This is a genomic window from Bradyrhizobium sp. IAR9 (assembly GCF_013408065.1).
Taxonomy (GTDB): domain Bacteria; phylum Pseudomonadota; class Alphaproteobacteria; order Rhizobiales; family Xanthobacteraceae; genus Bradyrhizobium.
Window position 1 is genome coordinate 71,538 of the sequence record NZ_JACBZW010000012.1, and the last position, 25,040, is coordinate 96,577.

The following is a 25,040-nucleotide window of genomic DNA, read 5'->3' on the forward strand; positions in this document are numbered from 1 at the left end:
ATGGTCTACTTCAGCGTATAGAGAAACGCGGCGATATCGCGCGCGTCCTTCTGCGAGATTCCCATTTTCGGCATGGCGTTGCCGGGCAACGCACGCTGCGGATCTTCGATCCAGTCAGCCATGTTGTCCGGCGAGTTCTGGATATAGCCGGCGATGTAGGTGCGCGTGCCGATCCGGTGCAGAGGCGGGCCGACATTGCCGTCGGCACCAGCAATGCCGGGAATGTCATGACAGGTGCCGCATTGATATTGCTTGACGAGGTCGCTGCCTCGGCGCGCATCCCCGGTGAAATTATCGGGGCCGGCGGCCTTGCCCGGCTCGCAGGCAGCGGCAGTCACGGCGAGCAGCGCGACGATTAGCAATTGTGTCGTTGGACGGACCATCGGCTGCTCTGCACTCCATCAGGGCTTTTGGCCGAAGTTGAAGGTCTTGGTGGCAGACCATGGATCGGTCGTCGAGACCTGCTCGCTCGGGACCTGCTCCACCTCAGGCGACAGGGGATTTGCCGAGAAAGTGCGGCCCCATTGCCGGCTTGGGTCGTTGCTGATCTTGCCGATATAGGTCACGAGGTCCCAGATCACGCTGTCGGGCAGCACGCCGCCCCACGCCGGCATGCCATTGGGCCGACCCTGATAGATCGACAGATAGATGTTCTCGGGCTGAGAGCCGTATGTGAAGAGGTTGTTGCTCAGCGCCGGTCCCATGCCGCCGCCGCCATTCGGAGCATGGCAGCCGACGCAATTGAAATTGACGAAATAAGTCATCCCGCGCTGCTCGGCATTGGGGTCGCCCTGGACCGGGTTCTTGATCACAGGCGGATCCGGCTGTGCGCCCGGGAACAACGTGGTCACGGGGACCTGCATGAATACACTCGGCCTGCCGTTGCCAACGCTGCCGCCGAAGTTCGGCCGCGGCGCCAGCGTCGGCATCTGCGCCTCCTGGGATTGCGGCAGGGTCTGCTGGGCGAGCACTGCGGTGTTCGGCACCACCGCCAGTATTAGCGATAACGCGCTCGCGCGCAGTGGTAAAGCAGACATCACTCGTGTCCTCCCGAGGCCGACACGCGCTCGTCGAACAGAGGTACGCCGTAGCTCCGCAACAGTGCAGCAATGTCGGATCGATGTGCGTCGATGAACGCGTTCAGCTGGTCGCGCAGTGCGTGGTCGCCCTTGCGAACGCCCATCGAAATGGCGAACTGGAATTGTTGAGGTGCGAAGCGTTCGCCGTCCCGGATCGGGGCGACCGACAGCGGCACCTTGGAATGCGCGGCGAAATAGCCGCCCAGCGGACCCCAGGCGGCGGCGACGTCGATCTCGCCGTGTTCGACCGCCTCGATCAGGCGCGCAGGCGGATCGGCCTGACGATAATCGCCATAGATCGAGTATCCCCGGACATTGTCGACGATTCCGAGCTGGCCAAGCGCCTGCGCCGGGGGCGGGTTGTTGCCGTCGTCGCCGACAAGATGGACGCCGATCGTCAGACGATGCAGGCGGGGGTCGAGCAGGGACGAGAGATCGAGATGCTCGTCCTGGCGGCTCACGAAAACATAGGTCGAGCGATAATAGGGCTTGGTGGTCTCCACAAGCTCATAGCCGGCAGGCACGCCCATCACGACGTCGCATTTGTCGGCCTTGAGCGTGTTGCGGACGAAACCGCGACGCTGTGCCCACCAGGTGTAGGATACCGACCGCCCCAACGCCTCAGCCACCATCGAGGCGAGCTTGTTCTCGAAGCCCGCATCCGTGTTGTTGGAAAACGGCAGATTGTTCGGATCGGCGCAGACACGAAGCTCGCCATTCGACGCGGCAGATGCCGGCGAGGCGATCCCGATCGAGCCGGCGAGGGCAAGAGCGAGAGCAACAGTGAGGGCGGCCCAATCACTGCTGAGGCGCATGGCTGCCATCCTGATTGCTGGTGCCGCCGAGCTTGAACACCAGAAGCTCGCTGCCGCCTGCGGTGTAGAACGGCAAGTCCTGCATGGCACCGGCGAAGCCGAGCGCGCCGTTGCGCACCCGCTGATCGACCTCTGCATTCGCGACCGCGCCAGGCCAGCCGCCGACGCCCGAAAGGATTGCGATGTACTGCTGCCCATCCGAGCCGCGGTAGGAGATCGGTTGGCCGATGAACCCGGAGCCTGCCCGAAACTGCCAAAGCAATTTGCCTGTTTTTGCGTCCACCGCCTTGAACAGGCGGTCCATCGTGCCGTAGAACGCGACATCACCCGCCGTCACCAGCGCGCCGCTCCAGACAGGCAGCTTCTCGTGGATCTCCCAGACCTTTTTGCGCGCGACCGGGTCCCACGCCATGAACTCGCCGCGATGGCCGCCCGGGCCGGCATACATATCGACATCGGCACCGACATAGGGAGTGCCGGCGATGTAGCCGACCTGCGACGCCTTGAAGTTCATGCAGAGATGCTGATGCGGAACGTACAGAAGCTTGGTGCGCGGTGACCAGGCTGAGGGCTGCCAATCCTTGGCGCCCGGCGCAGTCGGGCAGATATCCTCGACCGTCTTGCCAACCAGCGGGGTCTTCTCCTCATTGGGGATGATCTTGCCGGTCTTGAGGTCGACACCCTTATAGGCATTCACGAACTCATAGGCGTCCGCCGAGATCACCTCGCCGGTGGCCCGATCCATGACGTACATGTAGCCGTTGCGCCCGGGGTGGATCAGCACCTTGCGCGGCTGGCCGTTCAGTTCGAGGTCGACCAGCACATTTTCATTGATTTCGTCATGGTCGAACAGATCGTGCGGATTGACCTGATACGCCCATTTCGCGTGCCCGTTGTCGGGATCCCGCGCGAAGATGGTGGTGCTCCAGAGATTGTCGCCGCTACGCTGGTTCGCATTCCACGGGCTGGGATTGGCGGTGCCGTAATAGATCAGGTTGAGATCGGCGTCATAGGAGATCCATCCCCACATGGTGCCGCCGCCGACCTGCCAGCGGTCGGCGGGCCAGGACTTGACGCCGAGATCCTTACCTTTGAGGTTGTCGTAGAACGGCTTGAAGTCCTCGCCGATCAAGACGTCCTTGTCGGGGCCGGTGGCATAGGCGCGCCAGGCTATGGCGCCGGTGTTCTCGTCGAGTGCGGTGACCCAGCCGCGCACGCCCAGCTCACCGCCGCTGTTGCCAATGAGCACCTTGCCCTTCACGACGACGGGCGCCATCGTGATGGTCTCGCCCTTGTTGATCTCACCCAGTTTGGTGTGCCAGAGCTCCTTGCCAGTCTTGGCATCGAGTGCGACCGAGTGGTTGTCCAGCGTGTTGAGGAAGATCTTACCGTTGTCGAAAGCGAGCCCGCGATTGACAACGTCGCAGCAGGCAACGCCTGCCGCGGCGGGTTCAGGTTTCGGTGCATACGACCATTTCAGCTCGCCCGTCGTCGCATCCAGCGCGAACACGCGGTTCGGGTACGGGCCCGCATAGGGGCTGACCACATACATGGTACCGTCGACGACGAGAGGTGCCGCTTCCTGACCGCGATCGACCCCCACGGAGAACGTCCAGGCGAGCCGCAGGCCTGAGGCGTTGCTGGCGTTGATCTGGTCGAGCTCGCTATAACGGGTGTTGGCGTAGTCGCGCGCAGCCATCGGCCATTGGCCAGGATCCTTCATGCGGCTGGCGAGATCAGTCTGCGCAAGGCTGGGTGAAAGCAACGCAAGGCTCACGCAGAGCGTACTCGGTATTCCCCACAGCAACCGCCTGAGGCCGAACATTAACATGAGTGAAGATCTCCACGGCATTGAGGAGGCCGTGCCGCGTTGCAGGCCGGATTGCAGAACGTACAAACGTTGCGGGCGTGCTTGGTTCCTGAGTGCTCGAGAGGGAGCTATCTCACGACATTTCCCGATACGCCCGCGCCGAGGTCGACGGCAATCTGATCCTCCTTGCCATTGCACTTGGGATGACCGAAACCCGACGGGCTTTTGCCGTCCGGACCGATGTCGTAGATAATCGCATCTTTCATGTTCGGGCTGACGCCGGCCGGAACGTGATCGAGGCCGAGGAAGTGGCGCACGCGCCAGGCCACATTGTGATCCGCACAGGAGCTGTCGCCACTGACGCCGAGCGCGCCGGCGATGCCGTTTCCGTCGTAGAGCGCCAGCCCGCCTCCGAACACGATCGTGCCGCCGACCGGCTTGCCAACCATCGGATCATGAGCGGTGCCGAATTCGTCCGGTGTGCCCGCGTAAATGGCCTCAGGAGACGGCGGGTTACCGAGAGCCGCACCGAACAAGAAGCCGCCGGGCTGGGCGCCCGCATAGAGATTGGCGGTCGCCATCGCCTTGTCCTTCAGGCTGAAGGCGTTCGCCGTGTTGGCCTTTTCGGCGGCGATGGCGCGGCTGCCGAGCCATTGCTCGTCCACCTTGCTGCCGCTATAGGCGACGGCACAGACCACGCCTTGCCGGTTCACGACAGCAGCCCACTCGTTGTTGTCGAGGCCGCCATTGCTGGGACCGCCGCCGGGCTTGACGCTCTTCTTCAAGATGTCCGCGAGCTGATCATGGTCGACCGGACACGACATTCCTGTGCGCGGCTGATCTTGCGCGCTTGCGCCTTGCAGCGTCGCAAGGGCGGCCGCGATGATAACGGTCGCTCGGACGGTTGGTTTGCCCATATGGCCTCCACGCGATGGTCGAGAGTCAGCTGGCGAACGTTGCATCACAGTTGCGGTTCCTATGTTCGCCCTGAGTCCATGATTCAGCCGGCGTGCCGGGCCACCGGCATGGAGGAGCGCGCAGGAATCGTGATGAGCCACCGATAGGCGAAGAACAGCGCAGCGCCGGTGTAGAGCATACCCATGGGCACCCACATCAAAATGCCCGCGAGCTGCTGATCCTCCAGGGGAGACAAGTCGAACTCGCCGGCAAGCGCGCCTTGGCCCGGAATCCATGTGCGCGTCGACAGCGTCAACAGCGCTCCGAGCACACCGGAATGAAGGACAGTGACGAACAGGCAAGCGATCGCGATGCCGTCCCGCAGCCGCAGGCTGCGTCCGACGCCGCGGCCATGGAAAAGCACCCACCAGAACAACAGCGCGGTGGCAAAGAAGCTGATGTGCTGAAGGCGGTGGATAGCAGTACTTTCCAGCGCCCTTGCATAGAGCGGCGGCGCATGCCAAGCCCAGAGCGCCAAACCATGCAGGGCCGTCGCGCTGACAGGATGGCTGACGGCAGCCCAGGGCTTGGCTACCATTGGCCAATTCAGGAAGCGACCTGCAGCCGGACGCAGCGAGGCGGGCAAGCTCCACATCACCGGCCCGTTGATCCGCGCGTAGGCCATCAGCGGCGCGCCGACCACCATCAGCAATTCGTGCTCGATCATATGCGCGGTGAACAGGCGCTCGCCGAGCCAATGCAGCGGCGAGGTGAGGGCGAGCGCGACGATCAGCCAGCCGGTCCAGAAGGCGCCGACCTGACGGAAGCTGACGCCGCGGCCGCCGCCGGCATGGCGCCAGAGCCGTTGTGTGCCGATGTAGAAGGAAATACCGACGACGTAGAGCGGCGCCAGGAGCCAGGGATCGGAGCTCCAGAGCGAGCCTGTGTCGACCTCGGAGATGCCGTGCGCTGACGCAGGCGTTGCCAGCAGGCCGAGCAGGATTGCCAAGAGGCTCAGCGCAGGCATGGGCTGATCAACAGCGAGGCCGCGAGCTGGTCCGCGATGACCAGCGCGAACAGAACGCCGGAGCCGACGCCGAGCCAGGCCATGAACGTCCGGGGGCCACCGCCATGCGCATCGCTCCATTCCGCACCGGCGCCACGACGGACGGCACGGGCGGAAATCGCGGTGCCGGCCAGGGCGATGCCGGCGAGCACCGCGCTCATGATCGCACCGCTGAACCTGGTCGACTCGCACGAGAAATGCGCGAGCGTGTAGATCCCCTGCAGGTTGATACCCCAAGCCAAGGGGCCGAGCGCGACGCCGGCCCAATAAAGCAGTTTCGTATGTCGTTCCGTATCGGTCATAGGCGTGGTACCCAGTCGAGCAGCGCGTAGAGCGGCAGCCAGGCCAGCACGACGAAGTTCCAGTAAAACACGTTGTCGGTGACGTCGCTGAACCTGCGTGGCTTCGCGTGCCGCGTGAACATCAGCACCGTCAGCACCACGGTGTCGCCGAGATCGGTGACGAGATGTGTCGTGTGCAGCCCGAGGATCAGCCAGACGATCGATCCGTAGGCGGAATTGTCCCAGCGCGTGTTGAGATGGGCGAATTCGAACCCGCGCAACACCAGCAGGGCGATACCGATCAGCGACATCACGATCAAGCCTGTGCGTACCCTAGCAAGATCCTGCCGGTGCGCCGCGCGGTTGGTCATCTCGTTGGGGATGATGCTGAGGAGATAGACGATGACCTCGGCCGTGCCCGGCCAGAGATCGGGCGGGGGAGCGCCAATCGGCCAGTTGGGGTTGACGGCGTAGAGATAAAGATAGGCACCGATGGCGAGGGCGAACCCCATGCCCTCCAGCGCCATGAAGCCCATGGCGCCCCACCACGGACCGCTTCGGGGACCGTAACCAAAGGTCGGCAAGTCGCCGACATTGCGGACGATGGTCTGCCTCACTCCTCGTCCTCCTTGTGACCGGCGGGCCAGAACCAGCCGATCAAGGCGACCGCCATTGGTGGGGTGCCCCACAGCACGGCCCACGGCGTAAAGATCGAGCCGATGAAGAAGACGGTCGTCGCGATGGCTGTCAGCAGAGGCCAGATGCTCGGTTCGGGAGACGCCTCGCGGACCTGCGGCTCTGCTTCGGCGAGCGACGTCAGCAGCACCTCACGGCGTTCCACACTCAGACCTGCGACCACCGGCATGCTCTCAGTGTCGAACCACAGGGGATCGCGATGCTTGACGACAGGAATGCGGTCAAAATTCTGCGGCGGCGGGGGTGAGGATGTCGCCCATTCCAGAGTCGAAGCATCCCAGGGATTGTCTCCCGCCAGCGTGCCGCTGCGAAGACTCTGGATCACGTTGACGAGCAGCAGCGCGAAGCTGAGCGCGAATATGAGGGCGCCGCCGCTGGAGAGTAGGTTCAAATGCGCCCAGTCCATATCCGCGGTGTAAGTGTAGACGCGCCGCGGCATCCCGATCAGTCCGAGGATGTGCATCGGGAAAAATGCGACGTTGAAGCCGACAAAGGCGAGCCAGAAATTCCAGCGTCCCAGCCTCTCGCTGAGCATCCGGCCGGAGATCTTAGGAAACCAATAATAAACGGCCCCGATCAGCGGGAAGACGGCGCCGCCGATTAGGACATAATGGAAGTGGGCGACGACGAAATAGGTGTCATGCACCTGGGTGTCGATCGGTACCGAGGCGACCATCACGCCCGACAATCCACCCATGACGAAGATCAATATGAATCCGATCACGAACAGAAGCGGCGTGCGGTAGACCGGGCGACCGTCCCAGAGCGTGGCCAGCCAGCAGAAGATCTGCAGGCCGCTGGGCACCGCGATCAGCATGCTGGAAGCCGTGAACAGGCCGGCGCCGAGCTGCGGCAAGCCCGTGACAAACATGTGGTGGACCCACAGGCCGAACGACAGGAAGCCCGTTGCGATCAGCGAGAGGATGACGACAGGGTAGCCGACTACGGGACGTCGGGCAAACGTTGCGAGGATCGCCGAGACCATGCCGGTGCCGGGGATGAAGATGATGTAGACCTCGGGATGGCCGAAAAACCAGAACAGATGCTGCCAGAGCAGGGGATGCCCGCCCGACGAGGAATCGTAAAAGCGCGTGTTGACGAGGCGGTCGAGGATCAGCGAGGTCGATGCGACCATGATGGATGGCATGGCGAACATCACCAGGAAGCTGGTGACCAGCATCGCCCAGACGAAGAGGGGAATACGGTCGAGCGTCATGCCGGGCGCGCGCTGCTTGAAGACGGTCACGACGATCTCGACGGAGACCGCAAGCGCAGCCACTTCAGTGAAAGTGATCATTTGCGCCCAGACGTCGGGCCGTTTGGTCGGTGTGTACTGCAACGAGGACAGCGGGACATAGGCGAACCAGCCGACATCCGGCCCCACGTTAAGGGCGAATGACAACCAGAGGAAGCAGCCTCCGAACAAGAACATCCAGTAGCTGAAGGCGTTCAGACGTGGGAAAGCGATGTTCCGGGTTCCAACCATCAGCGGCACGAGGTAGACGGCGAAGGCCTCCATCACAGGCACGGCGAACAGGAACATCATCGTCGAGCCGTGCATGGTGAAGATCTGGTTGTACTTGTCCGCCGAGAGAAACGTGCTCTCGGGTTTGGCAAGTTGGACGCGCATGAGCACCGCGAGAATTCCGCCGAGCAGCAGAAATGCGAATGCCGTGACGATGTAGCGGCGTCCCACGACCTTATGATCTACCGACATCAGCGCGCCGGAAAAGCCGGATGGCGTGCGCCAGATGCTGTCCATGCGCGTCGAAAGCTGAAGGCCATTCAGCGAGTCATCACGCAACTCGCGTTGCTCGGCCACCATGCTCACTTGAGCTGCTCCAGATAATGAATGATCGCGATGAGCTCGCCCGACTGCAGCGGCATCCTCGGCATGTTGTTTCCGGGCTTGATGTGCTGCGGATCGGCAATCCAGGCGCCGAGGGTTGCCGAGGACATCGGCAGCGTTCCGGCTGCGACCGTCGTCCGGCTGCCGATATGCGTGAGATCTGGGCCGAGCTGGCCGCCGGCGAGCGTGCCGCGGATCGTATGGCAGAGCGCGCAGCCTCTTGCGCGAAACAGCTGCTCGCCCTGCTTGCCGAGCGGGTCGGTCGGGCTGGTGCCGCTCTGGTTTTCATGATCCCGCCAGCGCCCGTACTCATCGGGCAATAAAGCGAAGACGGCGAAGGCCATATGGGCGTGCTGAAGGCCGCAGAACTCAGCACACTGGCCGCGATAGACGCCGGCGTTTTTCGCGGTGAATTGAAGCTCGTTCTTCTGCCCTGTGATCAGATCCATCTTTCCGGTCAGGCTCGGCACCCAGAAGCTGTGGATCACGTCGGCGGATTCAAGCTCGACTTTCACCGGCTGGCCGGTCGGAATGCGGATTTCGTTCGCGGTCACGAAGCTCTGATGGGGGCTATCGTCCTCGTAACGAACTTCCCACCACCATTGATGCCCGATGATCTTGAGGGTGAGCGCATGCTCGTTCTTGGCGAACACGGTGCGCTGGCCAGCGTAGCTGACGATCGAGAGACCGAGCACGATGATGAGGGTGGCGAGCCCCAACCCGAAGACGACGTGACCACTGGTCCGTTCAAAGCCCTGGTGCAGCGCGAGGGGCTGGACGGCCGAGCGCTTTCGGCGCAGCAGGCCGACGCACAGCACGACGACGACTGCGGTCCAGACGACAGCTGCGACAATCAGGAAGATGAACAAAGTCTGGAGAATGTGGTTGGATTGAAGTCCCTGCGGATCGAGCGCCGACTGCCGGCCGGCGCAAGCGGCCAGCGGCAACGTCGCAAATGGCACCAGAGCCGTTCGCATCCGGACAGGCATCGATGTTCGCCGTGCTCCCTTGTTGGAGGGCGAACCGGTCAAACCTATGAAGGTTCCTATTGCAGCGAGGCGGCCGGTTTCTCGAGTCAGAAGGGCCAGCCCCTGGCTGCGATGAAGATTGCCCCGTCAGCCACGGCCATCAGGAGCAAGACAAGGACTATGGCAATCATCGCTCCGGGCTGGGCGATCGCGCGAAGGTCTTCGAACATATATCGTCCTCCGCGTTCGATCACCTTGCCATCAGCTTTTGTGGATCATCGCGGCGTTGCGTTGCTTCGATGTTACGGTCAAGCTGGGCGTTCGCTACGGCGCAAACTGCGAGCATGCTGCCGTGGTTCCTAAGCGCGGGAACGCGGCGGGGTGTCAGGAGAGTGCTGTGATCAGAATTGGGGTCATCTCGGAGACGCACGGGCTCCTACGGCCAGAGGTGGCGCATTGCCTTAACGGAGTCGCGCATATCATTCATGCCGGCGATATCGGTGCCGAGCAGGTGCTCGAAGGGCTTCGCAGGATTGCGCCTGTCACCGCGATTCGGGGGAATGTCGATATCGGCGATTGGGCGCGGGACTATCGGGATGCGGAGACCGTGCGTCTCTGCCGGTACGACTTCTACATCCTGCATGATCTGAACGAACTCGGGAGCAAACCTGCGCCTGAGGGCGCCGCTGCCGTGATTTGCGGTCATTCGCACCGGGCGAGCGTCAAGACGATTGACGGGGTTCTTTATCTCAACCCCGGGAGCGCCGGCCGCGACGCTTCAAGCTCCCGATCAGGCTTGCGACGCTCGATCTCGACGAGAGCGGCGAGCGCGACCGATCGTGCACACGCTCGGTGGGTCCTAGCGGCGACATCGGGCGCTTGGACCAAGAGGTGTGACTTCAGGTCAGGAACGCTTGCGGTCGCCTTCCGTTATCGGCGTAAACTCCGGAGCCGCTCCCGGGCCGATCTGGCCCCCCTCATTTCGTCGACCGTGCCGGAGAACTCCGTCAAAAATTTCGGCAAGCAGGTGCCGATGCAGCGCGCCGGAAAGCCCTCCGAGCTTGCGGTAGGGGTATTTGCCCGACGAGCCAAGCTGGATTCGAAAAAACCGAGGGATGTCGCGGACGGCCGCCAATCCATTGATTCCATTGTCCCCGGTTACTGTGCATCGGGTTGTTTTCGCGCTTTTATTGCTGCAAGCCGATCGATAGGAACCGCACGGACAGGGAACGGTTGCTTCGAACCTGCCACACGAGGTTTCCCATGGACCTGAAAGACGCTTCCGCAATGACCGAAGCATCCGGCCTTTCTGATGATCCCAGCGTTGGAAACGCCTCGGTAGCAACCGGCGCCCGGAGAGCGGAAACGCCGCGGCATGGACCACCTGCGAAGGCAGCCACAGCGCTCATCGCCCAGCAACTGCGGGAGATCGCCATGGCCGCACCGCTCCGGTCCCTGGCCGCGGCATTCGTGATCGGCGTTATGGTCGCGCGCCGACGCTAGGCATCCGATGCATCGTCGACTGCATCCTGTCGCTCGCCGGGCGGCGAACCGATGCGTCTTCGATCGGTAGATCGTTGTGCCACGACCGAGCAAGCCGAGTTAGGAACATCTCTCCCGGCGACATGTTTTCGAGGCAGTCAGGGAGAACAACATGGATCAAAACGACCAGACCATCGTTCGGTCACGGCAGAACAGCGCAGTCGGCTGGATGGTCGGCGCAATCTTCGTCATCGCGGTCGTCGCGGCCGTCTTCTTCTACAATGGACGCGATGTCGGTCATCAGACCACCACTACGACTCCGAACAACGCCCCGAGCGTCACGACGGGCTCGACCTCATCCAGCAAGTGAACGCGCGCTACGCCGTTTCGAGACCCGAACTGAAAGACGAGGAAGAATTCCCTTGGGGACCGCGCCAGCAAGGGCGCCTTCCGCAATCAGTGAGAACGCTGTCACGATCTCGGCTGCAATGGGGCCGCTCCTCATAGCATCGGGTTGTGGATCGTCGTCCTGTACGGGGGAGCGCCAATACTGTTCTCGATCACGCAAGCCGAGCTCGCCGCGTTGATTCAGCGAAGGAACCTCGCGGACTTGTCGTGCTTATCAGCGGAGGAGGGATTCGCCCCGGCGAGTGAAAATACAGAGCTTCGGCAGCAGATGGCCCAGCGCATCGCTGGCGCAAACTGTCGAAGTGGTCGCGATTAGCCGATACTCAACCCACGATCCCCCACAGAGTTGCAGGAAGTCGTGGTGGCCCAACCGGACCGAAAAGGAAATCGAGAAGCGCACCTATGAAATATGGGAGCGGAAAGGCAAACCTGAAGGCAGGCGACGAAGAATTCTGGCAGTTGGCGGACCAGGAGTTGCGAAATGAGGACAAGTCATAACTCCTCGGCACCCCAGACAGCCTGTAGAGAACAGCCTGTAGAGAGGAGAGCGCTTACCGAATGTCTCATTTCGCAGCAGCCGAAACCATATTGCTGTACTTTGTGCTGCCCCTTTGGCTATTGGCCGGCTTTGCTGATTACCTTTGCCATCGCGCTTCTCGGATTGAGATAACGAGCGGTTATAAGGAAACTCTGCTTCATCTATTGATGTTGATCGAGCTGGCGATACCTATGCTGGCGGCGATTTTTTTGGAGATTAACGCTCTTATTATCGCGACTATGATCGCGGGCTTTGTTACGCATCAGCTGACAGCCCTCTGGGACACAACATTCGCTAGCCATAAGCGGCTCATCACGCCCATCGAACAGCAGGTCCATAGTTTTCTTGAACTGATGCCCCTCATGGCGATGGTCATCGTAATTATCTTGAACTGGCCGCAATTCCTTAGCCTCTGGGGGATGGGGTCTGAGCCCGCACGCTACGAACTCGTCTTGAAGCGAGAGCCATTACCCTGGACCTACGTGGCTGCATTCTTATTCGCAGTCCTGCTGTTTGAAGTCCTTCCCTATATGGAGGAATTCGCTCGAGGTTTGCGATCGCGGAACAGGGCTTAGCTCCGAACGCGGAGGACCATCAATGAAGGTTGCTGTCATCGGAGGAACAGGACTATTGGGATCCGCGATCGTGGCTTACCTATCCTCGCGCGGCCATTCAATTGTTTCTATGAGTAGAAGCGTGGATTTTGGGGGTCCGAGTGCTATCTCGGTCGACCTTAACCAGGCAACGTCTCCGTCTTATTGGCTGCCCCACCTCGATGGCGTAGAGGCCGTAGTGAATTGCGCCGGGGTACTCCAAGATAGCCCAAAGGATTCCACGTCAATGGTCCATCATCAGGGCATTGCGAATCTTTTTGCCGCCTGTGAGCAACTCAAAATCCGCCGCGTCATCCATTTCTCCGCAATCGGGGTAGACCGGCAAACTCCCAGCGCGTTTTCAGAAACCAAATTATCTGGCGACAAGGCCCTGATGGGCCGTGACCTCGACTGGATCATCTTGCGACCGTCTGTCGTGATCGGTCGGGCGGCCTATGGGGCCAGCGCGCTCATGCGGGGCCTGGCAGCCCTTCCGGCTTTGCCGGTGATGCCGAACACGGGACAGCTCCAGATCGTCCTGCTTGAGGACGTCGTGCAAACCGTGCAGCATTTTCTGGAGCCCGGTGCGCCCACACGGACAATTGTCGAACTGGTCGGCCCGCATCGCCATTCTTTCCCCGAAGTCATCGCACTGATCCGCCGTTGGTACCGTTGGCCTCCGGCGCACGAGATCCGCTTGCCGAACTTTGCTTCAAGCGTGATGTACAAGTTCGGTGACATTATATCGCTTTTGGGCTGGCGGCCTCCCGTACGGAGCACTGCCGAGCGGGAGATTAGGCGAGGCGCGGTCGGCGATGTTGGAGACATGCGGCGGCTTGGGCTGCATCCAAAAGGGCTTCCGGAGTTCTTCGCCTCCGAACCAGCTTCAGTGCAGGAACGCTGGTTTGCGCGGATGTACTTGCTTAAACCAGCGATATTTATCGTGTTGTCTCTATTCTGGATCTCGACCGCCTTTGTCTCGCTGGGGCCGGGCTGGGGCTACGGTCTGGGTCTCATGGGCGAGGGCGGTGTCGAAGGAACGAGTGCGGCGCTCACGGTGATCGCCGGCGCATTATCCGATCTGCTGATTGGACTCGCGATTGCCTATCGACCAACCAGCCGGTACGGGCTCTATGCCGCCATCGCGATCTCCTTCACTTACGCGATCATCGGGACCATCCTTGTGCCGCGCCTATGGGCCGATCCTCTGGGGCCGATGTTGAAAATCTGGCCGATTATCGTCCTGCATTTCGCCGCGCTAGCTGTTCTTGAAGATCGATGATGCTGTACTTCGTTCTCAAATACTTACATATCGTCGGCGCTGCGGTCTTACTTGGCACAGGATCCGGCATTGCGTTTTTCATGCTTGCAGCTCACCTCGGCGGAAAGCCCTCCGTCATCGCGGGCGTCGCCCGAATTGTCGTGATTGCGGATTTTATCTTCACAGCCACCGCTGTCGTTGCACAGCCCGTCACAGGCTCGCTGCTTGTGCTGCACGTCGGCTACTCCTTCTGGGAAGGATGGATCATTTGGTCGATCGTGCTGTATCTCATCACGGGGGCACTATGGCTGCCCGTTGTTTGGATGCAAATTCGCCTGAGGGATCTTGCCTCAATCGCAGCGGCAAAAGGCTCGCCTTTGCCGCCTGAATATCACCGAATGTTTTGGCTGTGGTTCGCCTTCGGCATTCCAGCGTTCACTGCCGTAGCCGCTATACTCTGGCTGATGATAGCCAAACCCCAACCTGCGGTTTTTTGAAAGATGGGAGCAATTGCCGAGCTAGACTCAGGATTTCGGTTTTTCTATGCCAATTTGCTGCAGCCGCCGCGACACGCGCAGACCTGGCACTGGGGCATCACGACCATTGGGCCGCCCGACAACACGGCTGCCGACGAGGGACTCACCCGGTTTTTCTCGACATTCGCCAGCTTCTTGATCGCGAGGAATAGAGCCGCGCGGCAGCGGCGCTAGCGTGTTGATCGCAATGCCTATCGAGGGGGAGGGGAGGCGGTAGGAACCTACGCGGCCGCGAAGGCTTGGCACCTCACCAAGGGTCCGGTCGAGGTACAGGATGAGCGAGGCACCGAAGTGTGCGACACGCCTCTCGAACCAGCCACCACGTGCGAAGATGACCTTTGCTGCGGGAGGCAACGGTTTACCCGACCCAAAGCTCTTAGCTCGAAGCGGACGATGTTTGGGCCAAATCGCCGGCCAGCCATTGTCCCGCGACGTACCCGATCTCCGTGAGATATTGTTTCTTCAGTCCGGGATCGTGGACGCTCCCATGCGCGCCCGCCGCCACCCTGTTGGTGGCCGAACCGAACAGCGGATCCATCGCGCGAAACACGATCCACATCAGACAGTCTTCGATGAGATCGAATGGCTTGCCGGTCACGTGCGCTTTCAGATGCGTGACCAGTCGCTGAGTTTCTGGCAGCGTCGGCTTCAATGCGTTCAGCCGCGCATCAAGCAAAATCTTGTCGGCATCGTAGGTGGGGCCGGGTTCCATGGCGATCAGATAGTGGCCGGAAGTCAGGTTGGGCGCATGGGCGGTGTTCGAGAAGCTTCGTGGCCTCGTCATCACATCTCTGACGGCGCTGGCGCGCCGCTACGCCGCACCATCCGCCCACGAAAGGCCAACACCGAAGCATTGCGCCGATTCCGGGCAGACGATGATGTGACGATTCAGCCAACAAAAGAGTCCATAGGAGAGGCGGCGTACGCCCGGCGGCAAAGCGTCGGGTTGGCTGTTCGAGGCTCTCATGCTTGGTCGTAGCGGCGATGCGCGAGGGCTGCTGCCGCACGCTTCTCGTAGTAGGGCATTCCCAACCGACGTGCCGCCTCGTAGGTCTGAATGAAGCAGTCCTCCGCGTCTGGCGCATCGCCGGCACTCCGCAGCGTCTCGGCTAACTCGAAAAGGGCTTCCGTCTTGTGTCCGTACTCTTCGTCGGCCTGGTCGACGGCCTTGCGTCCGACACGGATTGCATCTTCCAGCCTTCCGATGGTGCGATAGGCGACACCCAGGCCGATCCGCATGAAGGTCCTGCCGTAGGTGCCGGCTGCGTCGTAGATGCGGTCGTCGAAGCCCCTTTCGAGCAGTGCCGCAGCCTCGAAGGCTTTGCCATTGCGCGCGAGCGCGCTACCGAGCACTCCGGTGCACATGGCCAGCGTAGTCGGCACCTTGTAGGTCAAGCAGTGCTGCACAGCCGCGCGGAGCAAAGCTTCCGCCTTGTCGAGCTCCCCTTCCTCGATCCAGATCTGCCCCTGGACAGTGTCGATCAGTACACGTGAGTACGGGTGGTTGACGTTCGATAGAATTTCATAGGCCTTCGCGCAAGTTTTGTGCCCACCTCCGCGATCGCCGAGACGCCACAGCGTGCTGGCATAGAACGAGTACACGCTGATGATCGGGATGGCAGCCCATCCGGGTGGGACAGAGTGCTCGGCCAATTCGGGCTCGTAGTCGGCGAGCACGATACTGGCTTCCGCGGCTGCCTCGGTATACCGCCCGAGCGCGTGAAAGTTCATCAGGCGTGTCTGATGCGCCCCCATCATCATGTGGCGCCGTTGCGCAAGGCGGGCGGCGTCCAGCCCTCGTGAAGCGTGTTGCAGACTTTGGTTGAAGCGCCCGCGCATCCAGAGAAACAACGCCGTTTGGTTCGAAACCGATGCGCGTGCGGGTTGGTCGTTCAGTTGGGCCGCGATGGCTTCGGCGCGCTCCATGTTCTTGAAGATCTCGTCGATCTGCCCGAGCGCCATCATGGCGCCGATGGCTTCCAGCCGAAGCGCAAGTTCCAGGGCTTGTGCCGTCGACTCGTCCCCGGCGTGACGGGATGCTTCAACGCCCATCTCGAACAGTTGCAGGGCCTCCTGATTGGCTGAGCGCGAGATGGCGCGCACCATCGACCTGACCGCGAATCTTGCGGCATGCTCCCATTCCTCGCCCTTGAAGGCGTGATGAGCAAGCGCTGGCGCGGCATCCGCGTCGCCAGCACCTGGTTGCGAATGCAAGACCAGAAAGGCCTGTCGGTGCAGCGCCTTGAGGCGGCCGCGGGTAAGGGTTCCGAGCACGACATCCCGCACCAGTGCGTGACGGAACAGGAACGCGCACGACTTGGATGAACTGCGCTCTTGATCGGGTGTCGTCAGCAACCCGGATGAGAAGCAAAGACCTAGCAATTCTTCCGCACGCGCAAGATTCACCCCCTGCATGTCCGCGATCAGTTCCCGCGTGACGGGGTCACCCAGAACGCTGGCGGCCTCCAGTGCCGACTTCGCGGCGTCCGGCAGCCTGTCGACCCGCGCACTGATCACGGCGGCGATGGAGCCCGGGACCCGCAACTCTCCGAGAGGCCTTCGCAAACGGTATGCGCCCGGGATCCCTTCGAGCGATCCGTCATCGATCAACGTGATGACCAGTTGCTCCAGAAAGAAGGGATTGCCGTCGGCACGACGGATCAGCTCGCTGGTCACGTCGCGCGCGGAAGGATCATCGCCGAGCAAAGCACGGGCGAGGATGAGCATCTCGCCGTCTCGCAGGGGGCCGACCAGATGTTCTGCGAACCACGGAGCCTTTCCCCATTCATGCTGGAAATCCGGCCGATAGCTGACACAGACCAAGATCCGAAGCCCCTGGAGCTTGGGAAGCAAAGCCTCGAACAGCCGCTGGCTTTCGCGATCGGCCAGGAAGACATCCTCGAGCACCAGCACGAAAAGGCCTGCCTGCAGACGACGGCGGACGAGCCACAGCAGGGCGTCGCCGATGCGGCGCCGCCTTTGTGACGGATTCAGTGCCAGCCATGCTTCTGCTGGCGCTTCCAGTCCGAGCAGGTCACTCACCGCGGCCAGATGCTCTGCACCTTCGGCGGGCCACTTCGCGACCAGGGCCTGCATCGCAATTTGCTTCACTTCGGTCACGCCAGTTCGGGGCAGGCCGATCATGCTCGCGATCAGGTCGGCGGCGGTGCTGTAAGCTCTCGTGCTCGCATATCCCCAAGCCTGGGTGATGCAAACGTCCACACCCTGGGTCAAGAGCGCGCCCGTCCAGTCGGCGATCAGTCGGGACTTCCCGATCCCCGCATCGCCTCGTAGTGCGATCAAGCACATCTCGCCCTTTTGAGCCGTCGCGACGGCCCCCTCCAACACCTGCAATGAACCTTCGCGTCCGACGAGAGGCGCCCATCGCTGCTTTCTCGTCAAAGGCGCGGCCGCCGAACTTTCGGTTCCGACTACGATTTCATGGAGCTCGATCCGGGCAGCCAATCCTCGTACAGTGCGCTCCCCGACTGGCCGCGTGTCGATCTGCTGCGCTACCAGGCGTTGCGTCGAGGCGCTAATCAGTATGCCGCCCGGGGGCGCCAACTTCTCCAGCCGCGACGCGATGTGGATGGTCTTGCCGTCCGCCCCGTAGTGTGACCACTGGTACTGCCCGACGATGCCTACCAGCACCTCACCGGAGTTGATGCCGATGCGAATCTTGGGGCTGGGGACGCCGCGCGCTTCGTAGCCGGGAATGGTGGCCCGCTGCATCTTGAGCCCAGCCATGCAGGCCCGCAAGGCATGATCTTCCTGCGCCAACGGAGCACCGAATAACGCAACAAGACCGTCCCCGAGCAATTGGCTGATGGTGCCTCCAAAGGTTTCGACCGCGTCGACGAGTTGGTCGAGTGCCTTGCCGAGGTATTCCCGAGCCTCTTCCGGGTCTACATGCTGCAACAGGGAGGTCGAGTCGCACACGTCGACGAACAGGGCGCTCACCTGCTTGTTCTCCGTCAACATCTGCGCTGTCCGCGACCTGGAGCGATGCTGTCGTCGAAGAGATGACTGATCGCGAGCCGATCCGCCGGGAGGTGGGAGCGGAGAAGGCTTTTCGGCGGTACCTTTGAGGCTGGCGCCGCATTGCGGGCAGTACCGGTGCTTGCGGGCGACGCTGGTTGAGCAAACGGGACACGTGGTCATGGCTGGGCATACTCATCGAGGGCTTCAACGAAAAAACGGAGGCGCATGGGCGTGATCATCGTTTCCTCCAGGAGATTCTCGGTCGTGTGGTCTTCTATTGGCTGTTCATCGGCAGCCTAGGCATCAGAGCGCAATCACGGAATCTCTCAACGTTCCCCGATGCTCTAAAGAGATGATGCATTTCGGACTTCGCGAGAGCGAACCTGCACAGGGCGCAATAGCGGGAGAGCCCAGCGCGTTTTCGTTCGACGAAATTCGAGCCGTTTAACTTTCAATAGATTACGAACATTCTCCGATGCCCATTAACCGGACCAAGAAATATAGCCCGTCTACCTTTCGTGCGGATCGAGCACAAGCGCTGCTGTTGAACGTCTCTAACGAGATTGTCGCGGGGGCATGCTTACTCCGACCGCAAGACCGTCGACCATTCCCTGGCGCGAGAGGTTTGATCCGAACATAAGGAGGCTCCCTTGGATCAACCAGCGACAATATACGCTTCTACCAACGATTGAAAAGAGTAAGTTGCTGAGTGCATCCGGCAAGGCCGATGGTCCGAGACGCGCAGCGGTTACCAAAAAACTCAATGTTTCTAGGGGCGCTCTTATAAGCCCTTACCTACGGCCTCCGACTTCTTGAGGTCCCACGGGAGCTGCGTCAAATGGGTCATGTGGCTGGCCTGCCGAAATCGCGAGCGCATAGGCGGCAATGCCATTGGTTGGGAAGTGTGCGCCGCACCACAACCGAGGCGCATTCTTAGCTGGATTGCTGGATATCCTGACCGACCAACGGGCTATCTGGGGTTTGCGAAGCTTTGCGTTGGTCGAGGCCACGGGGGGCTCGCGTCCGGGGGATGTCTCGGGCTTTCGCCCTTCGACAAGCACTAATTCGGTGGGATGCAAATAATCGATGCCGCAAAGCTAATTAGCTATCTTCGTAATGCTCACCGGGGAGACCTGGTCGATCCGGAGGACGTGCGGCGCGCCATTACTCCGCAGACGCTGTTGATCAGCATCATGCACGCCAACAACGAAGTCGGCACCATACAGCCCATCGCGGAAATTGCCGCAATCGCGCGGCAGCACGGGATCCGTTTCCACACCGACGCTGCTCAATCGGTCGGAAAAATTCCGACCAAGGTGGACGAGCTCGGTGTCGATATGCTGACGATCGCCGGTCATAAGCTCTACGCCCCAAAGGGCGTAGGCGCGCTGTATGTCAGGCGAGGCCTCGAGCTTGAGCCGTTGATCCACGGTGCCGGTCACGAATCGGGCCGACGCGCCAGAACCGAGAGCGCGCTGTTGGTAGTCGGGCTTGGGGCGGCCTGTGCGCTGGCCGCGGATATTGTCCCCATAAACCACGTCCAAGTTCTGCGCGAGCGTTTATGGCAGGCTCTGCAAGACAGGTTCGGTGAAGGCGTCGCGCTCAACGGCCATCCCACGCATCGCTTGCCCAATACCCTCAACGTGTCGTTCGTTGGCAGAATAGGCGCGGACATCCTGGCCCAGCTACGCGATGTCGCAGCGTCGACAGGTTCGGCGTGCCATTCGGGTCAGATCGAACTCTCACCGGTTCTCGCGGCCATGCGCGTGCCCGAAAGGACTGGAATGGGCGCGATCCGCTTCAGCCTGGGAAGGCACACGACGGTCGACGAGATCGACCAAGTTGTCGCACGCCTGTCTACGAACGCGGCGGTCTGATCGTTTCACCTACCGCTTCGTCGCCAGCACGAGAGCTGGCTGGTTTGCGCTGTCGTCCGCAACGAGGATGTCCATGCCGGCATGTTCGAGCGCTGCGGATACGTCCACCAGCGCGGAGAAGCTGTAGATGTCCCGTGGGAACGAGGCGATCGCTTTCGGGTCTGCGTTCGTCCGGAACAGTAACGCGAGACGGCCGCCCGGCTTCAGCACGCGGGCGATCTCGCCCAGGGATGTTTCCATATTTTTCCAGAAATAGAGCACGTGGATACACTGGACTTTGTCGAACATGTCGTCGGAAAAAGGCAGCATTTCCACGCTCGAACGAATGACGTCCACGCGAGTCGATTCGATCAGGCGTCGGTTTCGCTTCTTTGCGATCTCGACCATCAGCTCAGAAGAGTCCACCCCGACGATGTGGCCCGAGGAGCTCGCGCGGCCAATTCCGTGAGGCTGCGGCCGTGGCCGCACCCCACGTCAAGAACATGATCGGCCTGCTCGATGCGGAGCGCATCCATCACGCGCAAGTTCTGGCGCCAGGTTTCGCGGGCCATGATGAAAGCAATGAACCGGCCCAACAGGCCGTGAGCATTCCGAGCGTGCTCGGCAATAAAGTGAGGACGACGCATCATCGACTCCGTGACTCAGCAACGCGATCCAAATGCTTGGCTCTGAAAAGTGCCTTGAATCCGGGGATCTGGCTCGCCGAAAATGAAAGGCCAATCGCCGTTTCCGAAATGTAGCGATTTTTCAGATCTTTGCCCGGCTGAGCAGCAAGCAGTAACATTGAGGAGCAGCCGGTTGCCCTCGTTAGCAGTCCTACACTTTGGGCAGGTCCGCTAGGGGGCACGAACCGAGCTGACGGAGAGAGCGGCTTTTGAATGCGGAGCGGACATGCATGGCTGCCGCACAGCGACGGGAGGAACGGCGCCGGGACCAGGTCTCTTCTTGATCTTTGACGGTATGGGAAGCTCTGTGCCAGTGCGAGCCGTGTCAGTCTTGATTGCGCACGCGGCGCGTCGGCCAGTCGATAGACTCCGATAGCAGCGGAATTGCCAGTGCTTCGTGAAGAGCAATTTTTTCTGTGAATTCCAAGACCGAAAAATTGCGGCGGGTATACCGTCGGCATTTGTCCGTCAGAGTTTGAAAGTTTGTGCTTGTAAATCAACGACGAAACGTCGTTCGAAATGATAGAGTGGGATAGGGCAATCGGCTGGTACGCGCGCTTTAGCGTAGCTTCGGTGTGGTGGGTCTCACTCGCATAAGAGCTGTTCGTCCCGACTTAACTCGAACGAGCTCAGCGTTCCAGCGCGTTTTTGCTGGCGGAGTACCGCGTCGCACCACAGCGTGCAGAAGAGCTGGAGCTGCTAAAGAGGCCGCCCGCGATTGGCGTTGTGCCTACGAACTTAGTTTTCTCGCACAGCGCTGAGGCGTACCGTTTGCCGCCCTGCATTACTTTCCTGTCAGGCCGAACAATCACATTCTGCCGGTTCGATTGCCGCCGAGACTGGTCGCCGAGTGGTCGCATTGGCGCCTGTTGCGACCGGCCTATGATGAACAGCGCCGAGCCCTAGGGCTTCCGCACTCCAGAACTCGTGCTTGCCCGCGGCATCGTCGAGTCCAAAGCTTTGGAAATTCAAGCCTATGACAAGGTGTTCTTTCCAGGGCTTGAGGCGGAATGGAGCTGGGGGAGGCCGTTGGTCGGCACGATGACCTTGGAATCCGCCACTGACTTCCATGATTCCGTGGTTTCCTGGATCGGCGCCGGCCGTCGGCCAATTTACTTCGGGTTCGGCAGCATGCCAGTCGACAGGCCGGCCGAGACCGTTGACCAGGATGCTCACTCAGGCGCGCGAGGTGAGCAATCAGATGACCCCGCCGAGCCGAAGCTTGACGGCCACCGTAGCGCATCTCGAAGGGCTGGCCGCCACGGGCGCGTGATGTTGGTCTCAGGCGCCGCGCTCGAAGCATGGGCTGCGAGCTGGTACGGAATGCGATCTTCGATGATCGCAGGACCTTATGAGGCTGCTCGAAATCAAAGGTTGCCCTCGCCAACATGGACTTGAGCGGCGTGCCGCCCCTAGGGCACTTCCCTCAATCCGCTAACTTTCGATCGAGATCCGATCGCGACGTGGCCGGCGTCCCAAAAACTCTCGTCGCAGATCACGAGGTGCCCTTCGATGCCGACGGCGGCAAGCGCTTCAAAGACGTCGACGATGCTGCCACCTTTCGGGGCCGCATCTCGACGTGCGACGGCGTCTTCTCGCGAGAGGATGGCAAAGTACGTCGAGGAGTCGGGCGATTTTCGGTGTCCATGCGCAAGCTCCTCGTTTTGCGTGCTGCTCAGAGCCTGGACCGAAGTCCCGCGGAGGGCTGCTTGTCCCCGTCCAATCAGATAAGTGAGTTCGGACGGACGTTTCAAAACGCTCTGGAGCCCTCTCGTTCCACTTGGCGTCTACCATCTCACCAAGTACAAATCGCGCTAGAAGGGGCAAGCTACGTGACGTGTTTCGTATGGGGTGACCAAAGCCGTTGTGATTCCGTGGCGCCCGCAACTCGCATTTGAACCTGCCGACCGCTCACGTCACTACTAGTCAAGCCGTGGTGGGAGCCGACGCTCCCTCAGTCCTCAGCTTTGAACGGGCCAGGCCAGCAACAGGAGAAATTGCGATGGGACGCGCGCCGCAACCTCTGCCTCAATACATGCCGCCCGGTCCCGTGGAAAAGATGCCCAATTTGGCGGCCCCGGAACGACAGTGCGCGCCACTTGCCAAGGTTCGCAGCGCCGACGTCTTTCCCTACCAGGCCAATGAAGTTGCGACGTCCCGCACCGAGGTCGGCCACATCGGTGCGGACGTTAGTCTGGTCCCGCCGGTGGGTGCCTGCCAATATCTCATCATATGGGATTTCGGCGTCGACTGGCGGCATCTCAAGACCATCGCCAAGCGCGATCCGCTGTTGGCAGCGCAGCTCATGCGTTTCGAGACTGACAAGTCGCTGCAGTTTCAGATTATCGGATACAGCGACAGTACCGGCAATGAACGGAACAACATTTCCCTGCGCACGGGCCGGGCGAGGAATGTCTTTCACTTGTTCGGCCCCAGCGCCCGCTCGCGCGTCTTCTCCGTTAAGCCAGCTCCACACTACGAGTACCTTCAAGACAACACGACAGTGATCAACAGGGCCGCCAATCGGGCGGTGGTCGTCGAAATCTTCGTTGGCGGCGGAACGATCTAGCCACCTTCCGACAACAAGCAGGGGAGAGTACCGGATTGAACGATTTGTGCGGCCGATCACACTTGCACGCAGGCTGCCAGAATCTCCGTTATCTCTATCGTTAAAGCACCGGTTCCTCGACGGAGTGGAACTAACAAGTGTGTTCAAAAAAAGCGGCGTTACCGAACCCGACCGCCTTTCGCTGTGACCAATAGCGAATTGCCAGGTGCGAAAGCCGGACTCACCGAGGTGCGAGGCCGTCGGCGTTCATGGTCTTAGTCTGAATGCCACTTGCGCGTTAGAAATTGAGGAGGGGAGATATGGCGCCGCTGCCCATCGATCTGATCAAGCCGTTCCTGCCGCCTGGAACGACGCCTCGTGCGCAGCGCGAGGACTCGCCTTCCGGCCGACCCAGATCAAACAGGGAGAGAGATCCCAAGGTCGTATACGAACGTGATCTCGGCGATTACGGCTGGAAGCTGCTTGATGGCGTGTACAAAGACTACGAGGCTCAGATCAAGGTGTGGAAGAACGCATTCAAGGATGTCACGGCCGCTTACGCGACCGCCGTAGCGATGCGCGCGAAGACATTCACAGAGGTTGAAGAGCAGTACAAGGCAGACGCGGCCCGTTTTGCTTTCATCTTTTCTCTTGTGACGAGCGGAGCGATGACATTCCTCGGTGCTTGGGTTCAATATAAGTTCGTTCCAAGCTTTACCGTCCGGAAATACAAGTGGGACTTGGCTTCCGTGATGCAAATGAATGAACCTCAGACCCTCGACCGATTTTCAAAGATGCAGGCCGCAATATTTGGCAACCTTGTCAAGGACGTTGGCAAAGAAATCGGCAAAAAATTTCCAGCCCCGGATCGCAGGGGCTCCTATCCCATGGATCAACCGTCTGTTGCGGCAAATATGGACGCAGACTTCAGCAGGCTCGTTGACGAATCAGCCGAGGTTGTTCTGTCCCAACTGAGGGACGTTCAAATGTGGATGAACCAAGGGACCGAGTTCGGCGCAGCCTGGTTGGCGCGCGAAAAGGGCAATGTCGAACAAGCGAGAACGGCGGTCCGCCAGCACATCGACACGATCCGAATGCGATGGGCCGCCGAGTGGGAATTCTTCGGCAAGACCCCGGTGAAGATTGCACGCCATTTTCTGGCCGACCATTACGAGAGGGCGCTCTGGGCCGACTACATCCATGAGGTCTTTGATCGCGCGATGGCGGCTATGAGCAAATCCCCGCGCTACAAACGACGCGTTGAGGAGCTGGCAAAGGCCGGTCTGAGCGATCTCGAGCAGCTAGAAAACCTGGAAGAGGATTGGCGGGAAGGATTCGGTCATCATAACTGGATCGAATCGCCGATCGTCAATCGGTTGAAAGAACTTAACGTTGTCTTCGCCGAAACAAACAAGGGTTCGCTCGACCAGGCAAACCGGATGATCGACGGGTCTCCAAGGCCCGAAGCGCGCGTGAAGGGTGCCGTAGATACCGGCAAGGAAATTGACGAGATTTATGGTTGGGCGGACATGTTTCTGATGGGCGTTCGCGACACGACCGCGCATCGGTTTTTTCCCGAGTCGAAGCCTCGACGTCTGGATCCATTACCGTCGTACAGATGATGCAACTGTGCCACGTTACAAGCCCATACGCGGTGTTGAGATCTTGCTGGCCTTTCGCTGGGATCGTC

The 25,040-nt window shown here is 60.8% G+C and carries 23 protein-coding genes and 2 pseudogenes; 12 read left to right on the forward strand and 13 right to left on the reverse strand.

Features of this window, described 5'->3' with window-relative positions:
- Nucleotides 1-5 precede the first annotated feature (5 nt).
- The 10 genes from GGD67_RS27645 to coxB all read right to left on the reverse strand — a co-directional run bounded on the left by GGD67_RS27645 (nt 6) and on the right by coxB (nt 9,362).
- Entirely contained in the window at nt 6-383 is a 378-nt protein-coding gene (locus GGD67_RS27645; RefSeq protein WP_092258748.1) for a c-type cytochrome, read from the reverse strand.
- A gap of 18 nt (nt 384-401) precedes the next feature.
- Nucleotides 402-1,037 carry a c-type cytochrome gene (locus GGD67_RS27650; RefSeq protein ID WP_092258751.1) on the reverse strand — a complete coding sequence of 212 codons (636 nt, stop codon included), beginning with the start codon at nt 1,035-1,037 and terminating at the stop codon, nt 402-404.
- A complete protein-coding gene (locus GGD67_RS27655) occupies nt 1,037-1,894 on the reverse strand; it encodes a substrate-binding domain-containing protein (RefSeq protein ID WP_179737334.1) in 858 nt (285 codons plus the stop codon). The genes GGD67_RS27650 and GGD67_RS27655 overlap by 1 nt, the downstream gene beginning before the upstream one ends.
- On the reverse strand, nt 1,878-3,725 hold the full coding sequence (locus GGD67_RS27660) for a methanol/ethanol family PQQ-dependent dehydrogenase (RefSeq protein WP_179737336.1): 1,848 nt from the start codon (nt 3,723-3,725) through the stop codon (nt 1,878-1,880). The genes GGD67_RS27655 and GGD67_RS27660 overlap by 17 nt, the downstream gene beginning before the upstream one ends.
- A gap of 107 nt (nt 3,726-3,832) precedes the next feature.
- On the reverse strand, nt 3,833-4,621 hold the full coding sequence (locus tag GGD67_RS27665) for a heme-binding protein (RefSeq protein WP_179737338.1): 789 nt from the start codon (nt 4,619-4,621) through the stop codon (nt 3,833-3,835).
- 83 nt (nt 4,622-4,704) lie between these two features.
- A complete protein-coding gene (locus tag GGD67_RS27670) occupies nt 4,705-5,628 on the reverse strand; it encodes a cytochrome c oxidase assembly protein (protein ID WP_092258765.1) in 924 nt (307 codons plus the stop codon).
- Complete coding sequence (locus GGD67_RS27675; RefSeq protein ID WP_092258769.1) at nt 5,616-5,969, reverse strand: hypothetical protein; 354 nt, start codon at nt 5,967-5,969, stop codon at nt 5,616-5,618. The genes GGD67_RS27670 and GGD67_RS27675 overlap by 13 nt, the downstream gene beginning before the upstream one ends.
- Nucleotides 5,966-6,565, reverse strand: coding sequence for a cytochrome c oxidase subunit 3 (locus GGD67_RS27680; RefSeq protein ID WP_179737340.1), 600 nt, complete (start codon nt 6,563-6,565; stop codon nt 5,966-5,968). The genes GGD67_RS27675 and GGD67_RS27680 overlap by 4 nt, the downstream gene beginning before the upstream one ends.
- Nucleotides 6,562-8,469, reverse strand: coding sequence for a cytochrome c oxidase subunit I (ctaD, locus tag GGD67_RS27685; RefSeq protein ID WP_177237235.1), 1,908 nt, complete (start codon nt 8,467-8,469; stop codon nt 6,562-6,564). The genes GGD67_RS27680 and ctaD overlap by 4 nt, the downstream gene beginning before the upstream one ends.
- Before the next feature lie 2 nt (nt 8,470-8,471).
- Nucleotides 8,472-9,362 (reverse strand): cytochrome c oxidase subunit II, encoded by an 891-nt coding sequence (gene coxB / locus GGD67_RS27690; RefSeq protein WP_246790874.1) that lies wholly within the window; start codon nt 9,360-9,362, stop codon nt 8,472-8,474.
- Between the two features lie 547 nt (nt 9,363-9,909).
- Between coxB and GGD67_RS39995 the strand changes: the two are divergent.
- The 8 genes and pseudogenes from GGD67_RS39995 to GGD67_RS27725 form a co-directional block, all read left to right on the forward strand.
- A pseudogene (locus GGD67_RS39995) lies at nt 9,910-10,188 on the forward strand (metallophosphoesterase family protein); the annotation flags it as partial.
- A 223-nt stretch (nt 10,189-10,411) separates the two neighbouring features.
- Nucleotides 10,412-10,527, forward strand: a pseudogene (locus GGD67_RS39110) (NAD(P)-dependent oxidoreductase); the annotation flags it as partial.
- A 197-nt stretch (nt 10,528-10,724) separates the two neighbouring features.
- On the forward strand, nt 10,725-10,964 hold the full coding sequence (locus tag GGD67_RS27700; protein ID WP_179737344.1) for a hypothetical protein: 240 nt from the start codon (nt 10,725-10,727) through the stop codon (nt 10,962-10,964).
- A 151-nt stretch (nt 10,965-11,115) separates the two neighbouring features.
- Nucleotides 11,116-11,313, forward strand: coding sequence for a hypothetical protein (locus tag GGD67_RS27705; protein WP_092258786.1), 198 nt, complete (start codon nt 11,116-11,118; stop codon nt 11,311-11,313).
- A 340-nt stretch (nt 11,314-11,653) separates the two neighbouring features.
- Entirely contained in the window at nt 11,654-11,836 is a 183-nt protein-coding gene (locus GGD67_RS27710; RefSeq protein ID WP_312009910.1) for a DUF2934 domain-containing protein, read from the forward strand.
- A gap of 73 nt (nt 11,837-11,909) precedes the next feature.
- Complete coding sequence (locus GGD67_RS27715) at nt 11,910-12,464, forward strand: hypothetical protein (RefSeq protein WP_092258792.1); 555 nt, start codon at nt 11,910-11,912, stop codon at nt 12,462-12,464.
- A gap of 22 nt (nt 12,465-12,486) precedes the next feature.
- Nucleotides 12,487-13,764 carry an SDR family oxidoreductase gene (locus tag GGD67_RS27720; RefSeq protein WP_179737346.1) on the forward strand — a complete coding sequence of 426 codons (1,278 nt, stop codon included), beginning with the start codon at nt 12,487-12,489 and terminating at the stop codon, nt 13,762-13,764.
- Nucleotides 13,764-14,240: a DUF2269 family protein gene (locus tag GGD67_RS27725; RefSeq protein ID WP_092259296.1), complete on the forward strand. Its 477-nt coding sequence runs from the start codon at nt 13,764-13,766 to the stop codon at nt 14,238-14,240. Before GGD67_RS27720 ends, GGD67_RS27725 begins: the two co-directional genes overlap by 1 nt.
- A 415-nt stretch (nt 14,241-14,655) precedes the next feature.
- Here the strand turns inward: GGD67_RS27725 and GGD67_RS27730 are convergent, their stop codons facing one another.
- A complete protein-coding gene (locus GGD67_RS27730; RefSeq protein ID WP_092258800.1) occupies nt 14,656-15,063 on the reverse strand; it encodes a hypothetical protein in 408 nt (135 codons plus the stop codon).
- Between the two features lie 179 nt (nt 15,064-15,242).
- Complete coding sequence (locus GGD67_RS27735; protein ID WP_246784199.1) at nt 15,243-18,260, reverse strand: adenylate/guanylate cyclase domain-containing protein; 3,018 nt, start codon at nt 18,258-18,260, stop codon at nt 15,243-15,245.
- Between the two features lie 1,073 nt (nt 18,261-19,333).
- Between GGD67_RS27735 and GGD67_RS27740 the strand changes: the two genes are divergently transcribed.
- Complete coding sequence (locus GGD67_RS27740) at nt 19,334-20,137, forward strand: cysteine desulfurase family protein (RefSeq protein WP_179737350.1); 804 nt, start codon at nt 19,334-19,336, stop codon at nt 20,135-20,137.
- A 9-nt stretch (nt 20,138-20,146) separates the two neighbouring features.
- Here GGD67_RS27740 and GGD67_RS27745 read toward each other — a convergent pair whose 3' ends face one another.
- Entirely contained in the window at nt 20,147-20,605 is a 459-nt protein-coding gene (locus GGD67_RS27745; protein ID WP_312009883.1) for a class I SAM-dependent methyltransferase, read from the reverse strand.
- Between GGD67_RS27745 and GGD67_RS27750 the strand changes: the two genes are divergently transcribed.
- From GGD67_RS27750 to GGD67_RS27760, 3 genes are all read left to right on the forward strand, one after another.
- Nucleotides 20,596-20,877, forward strand: coding sequence for a hypothetical protein (locus tag GGD67_RS27750; protein WP_179737354.1), 282 nt, complete (start codon nt 20,596-20,598; stop codon nt 20,875-20,877). The genes GGD67_RS27745 and GGD67_RS27750 overlap by 10 nt on opposite strands.
- A 1,927-nt stretch (nt 20,878-22,804) precedes the next feature.
- Nucleotides 22,805-23,371 (forward strand): hypothetical protein, encoded by a 567-nt coding sequence (locus GGD67_RS27755; protein WP_179737356.1) that lies wholly within the window; start codon nt 22,805-22,807, stop codon nt 23,369-23,371.
- 299 nt (nt 23,372-23,670) lie between these two features.
- Nucleotides 23,671-24,972 (forward strand): hypothetical protein, encoded by a 1,302-nt coding sequence (locus tag GGD67_RS27760; RefSeq protein WP_179737358.1) that lies wholly within the window; start codon nt 23,671-23,673, stop codon nt 24,970-24,972.
- Nucleotides 24,973-25,040 lie beyond the last annotated feature (68 nt).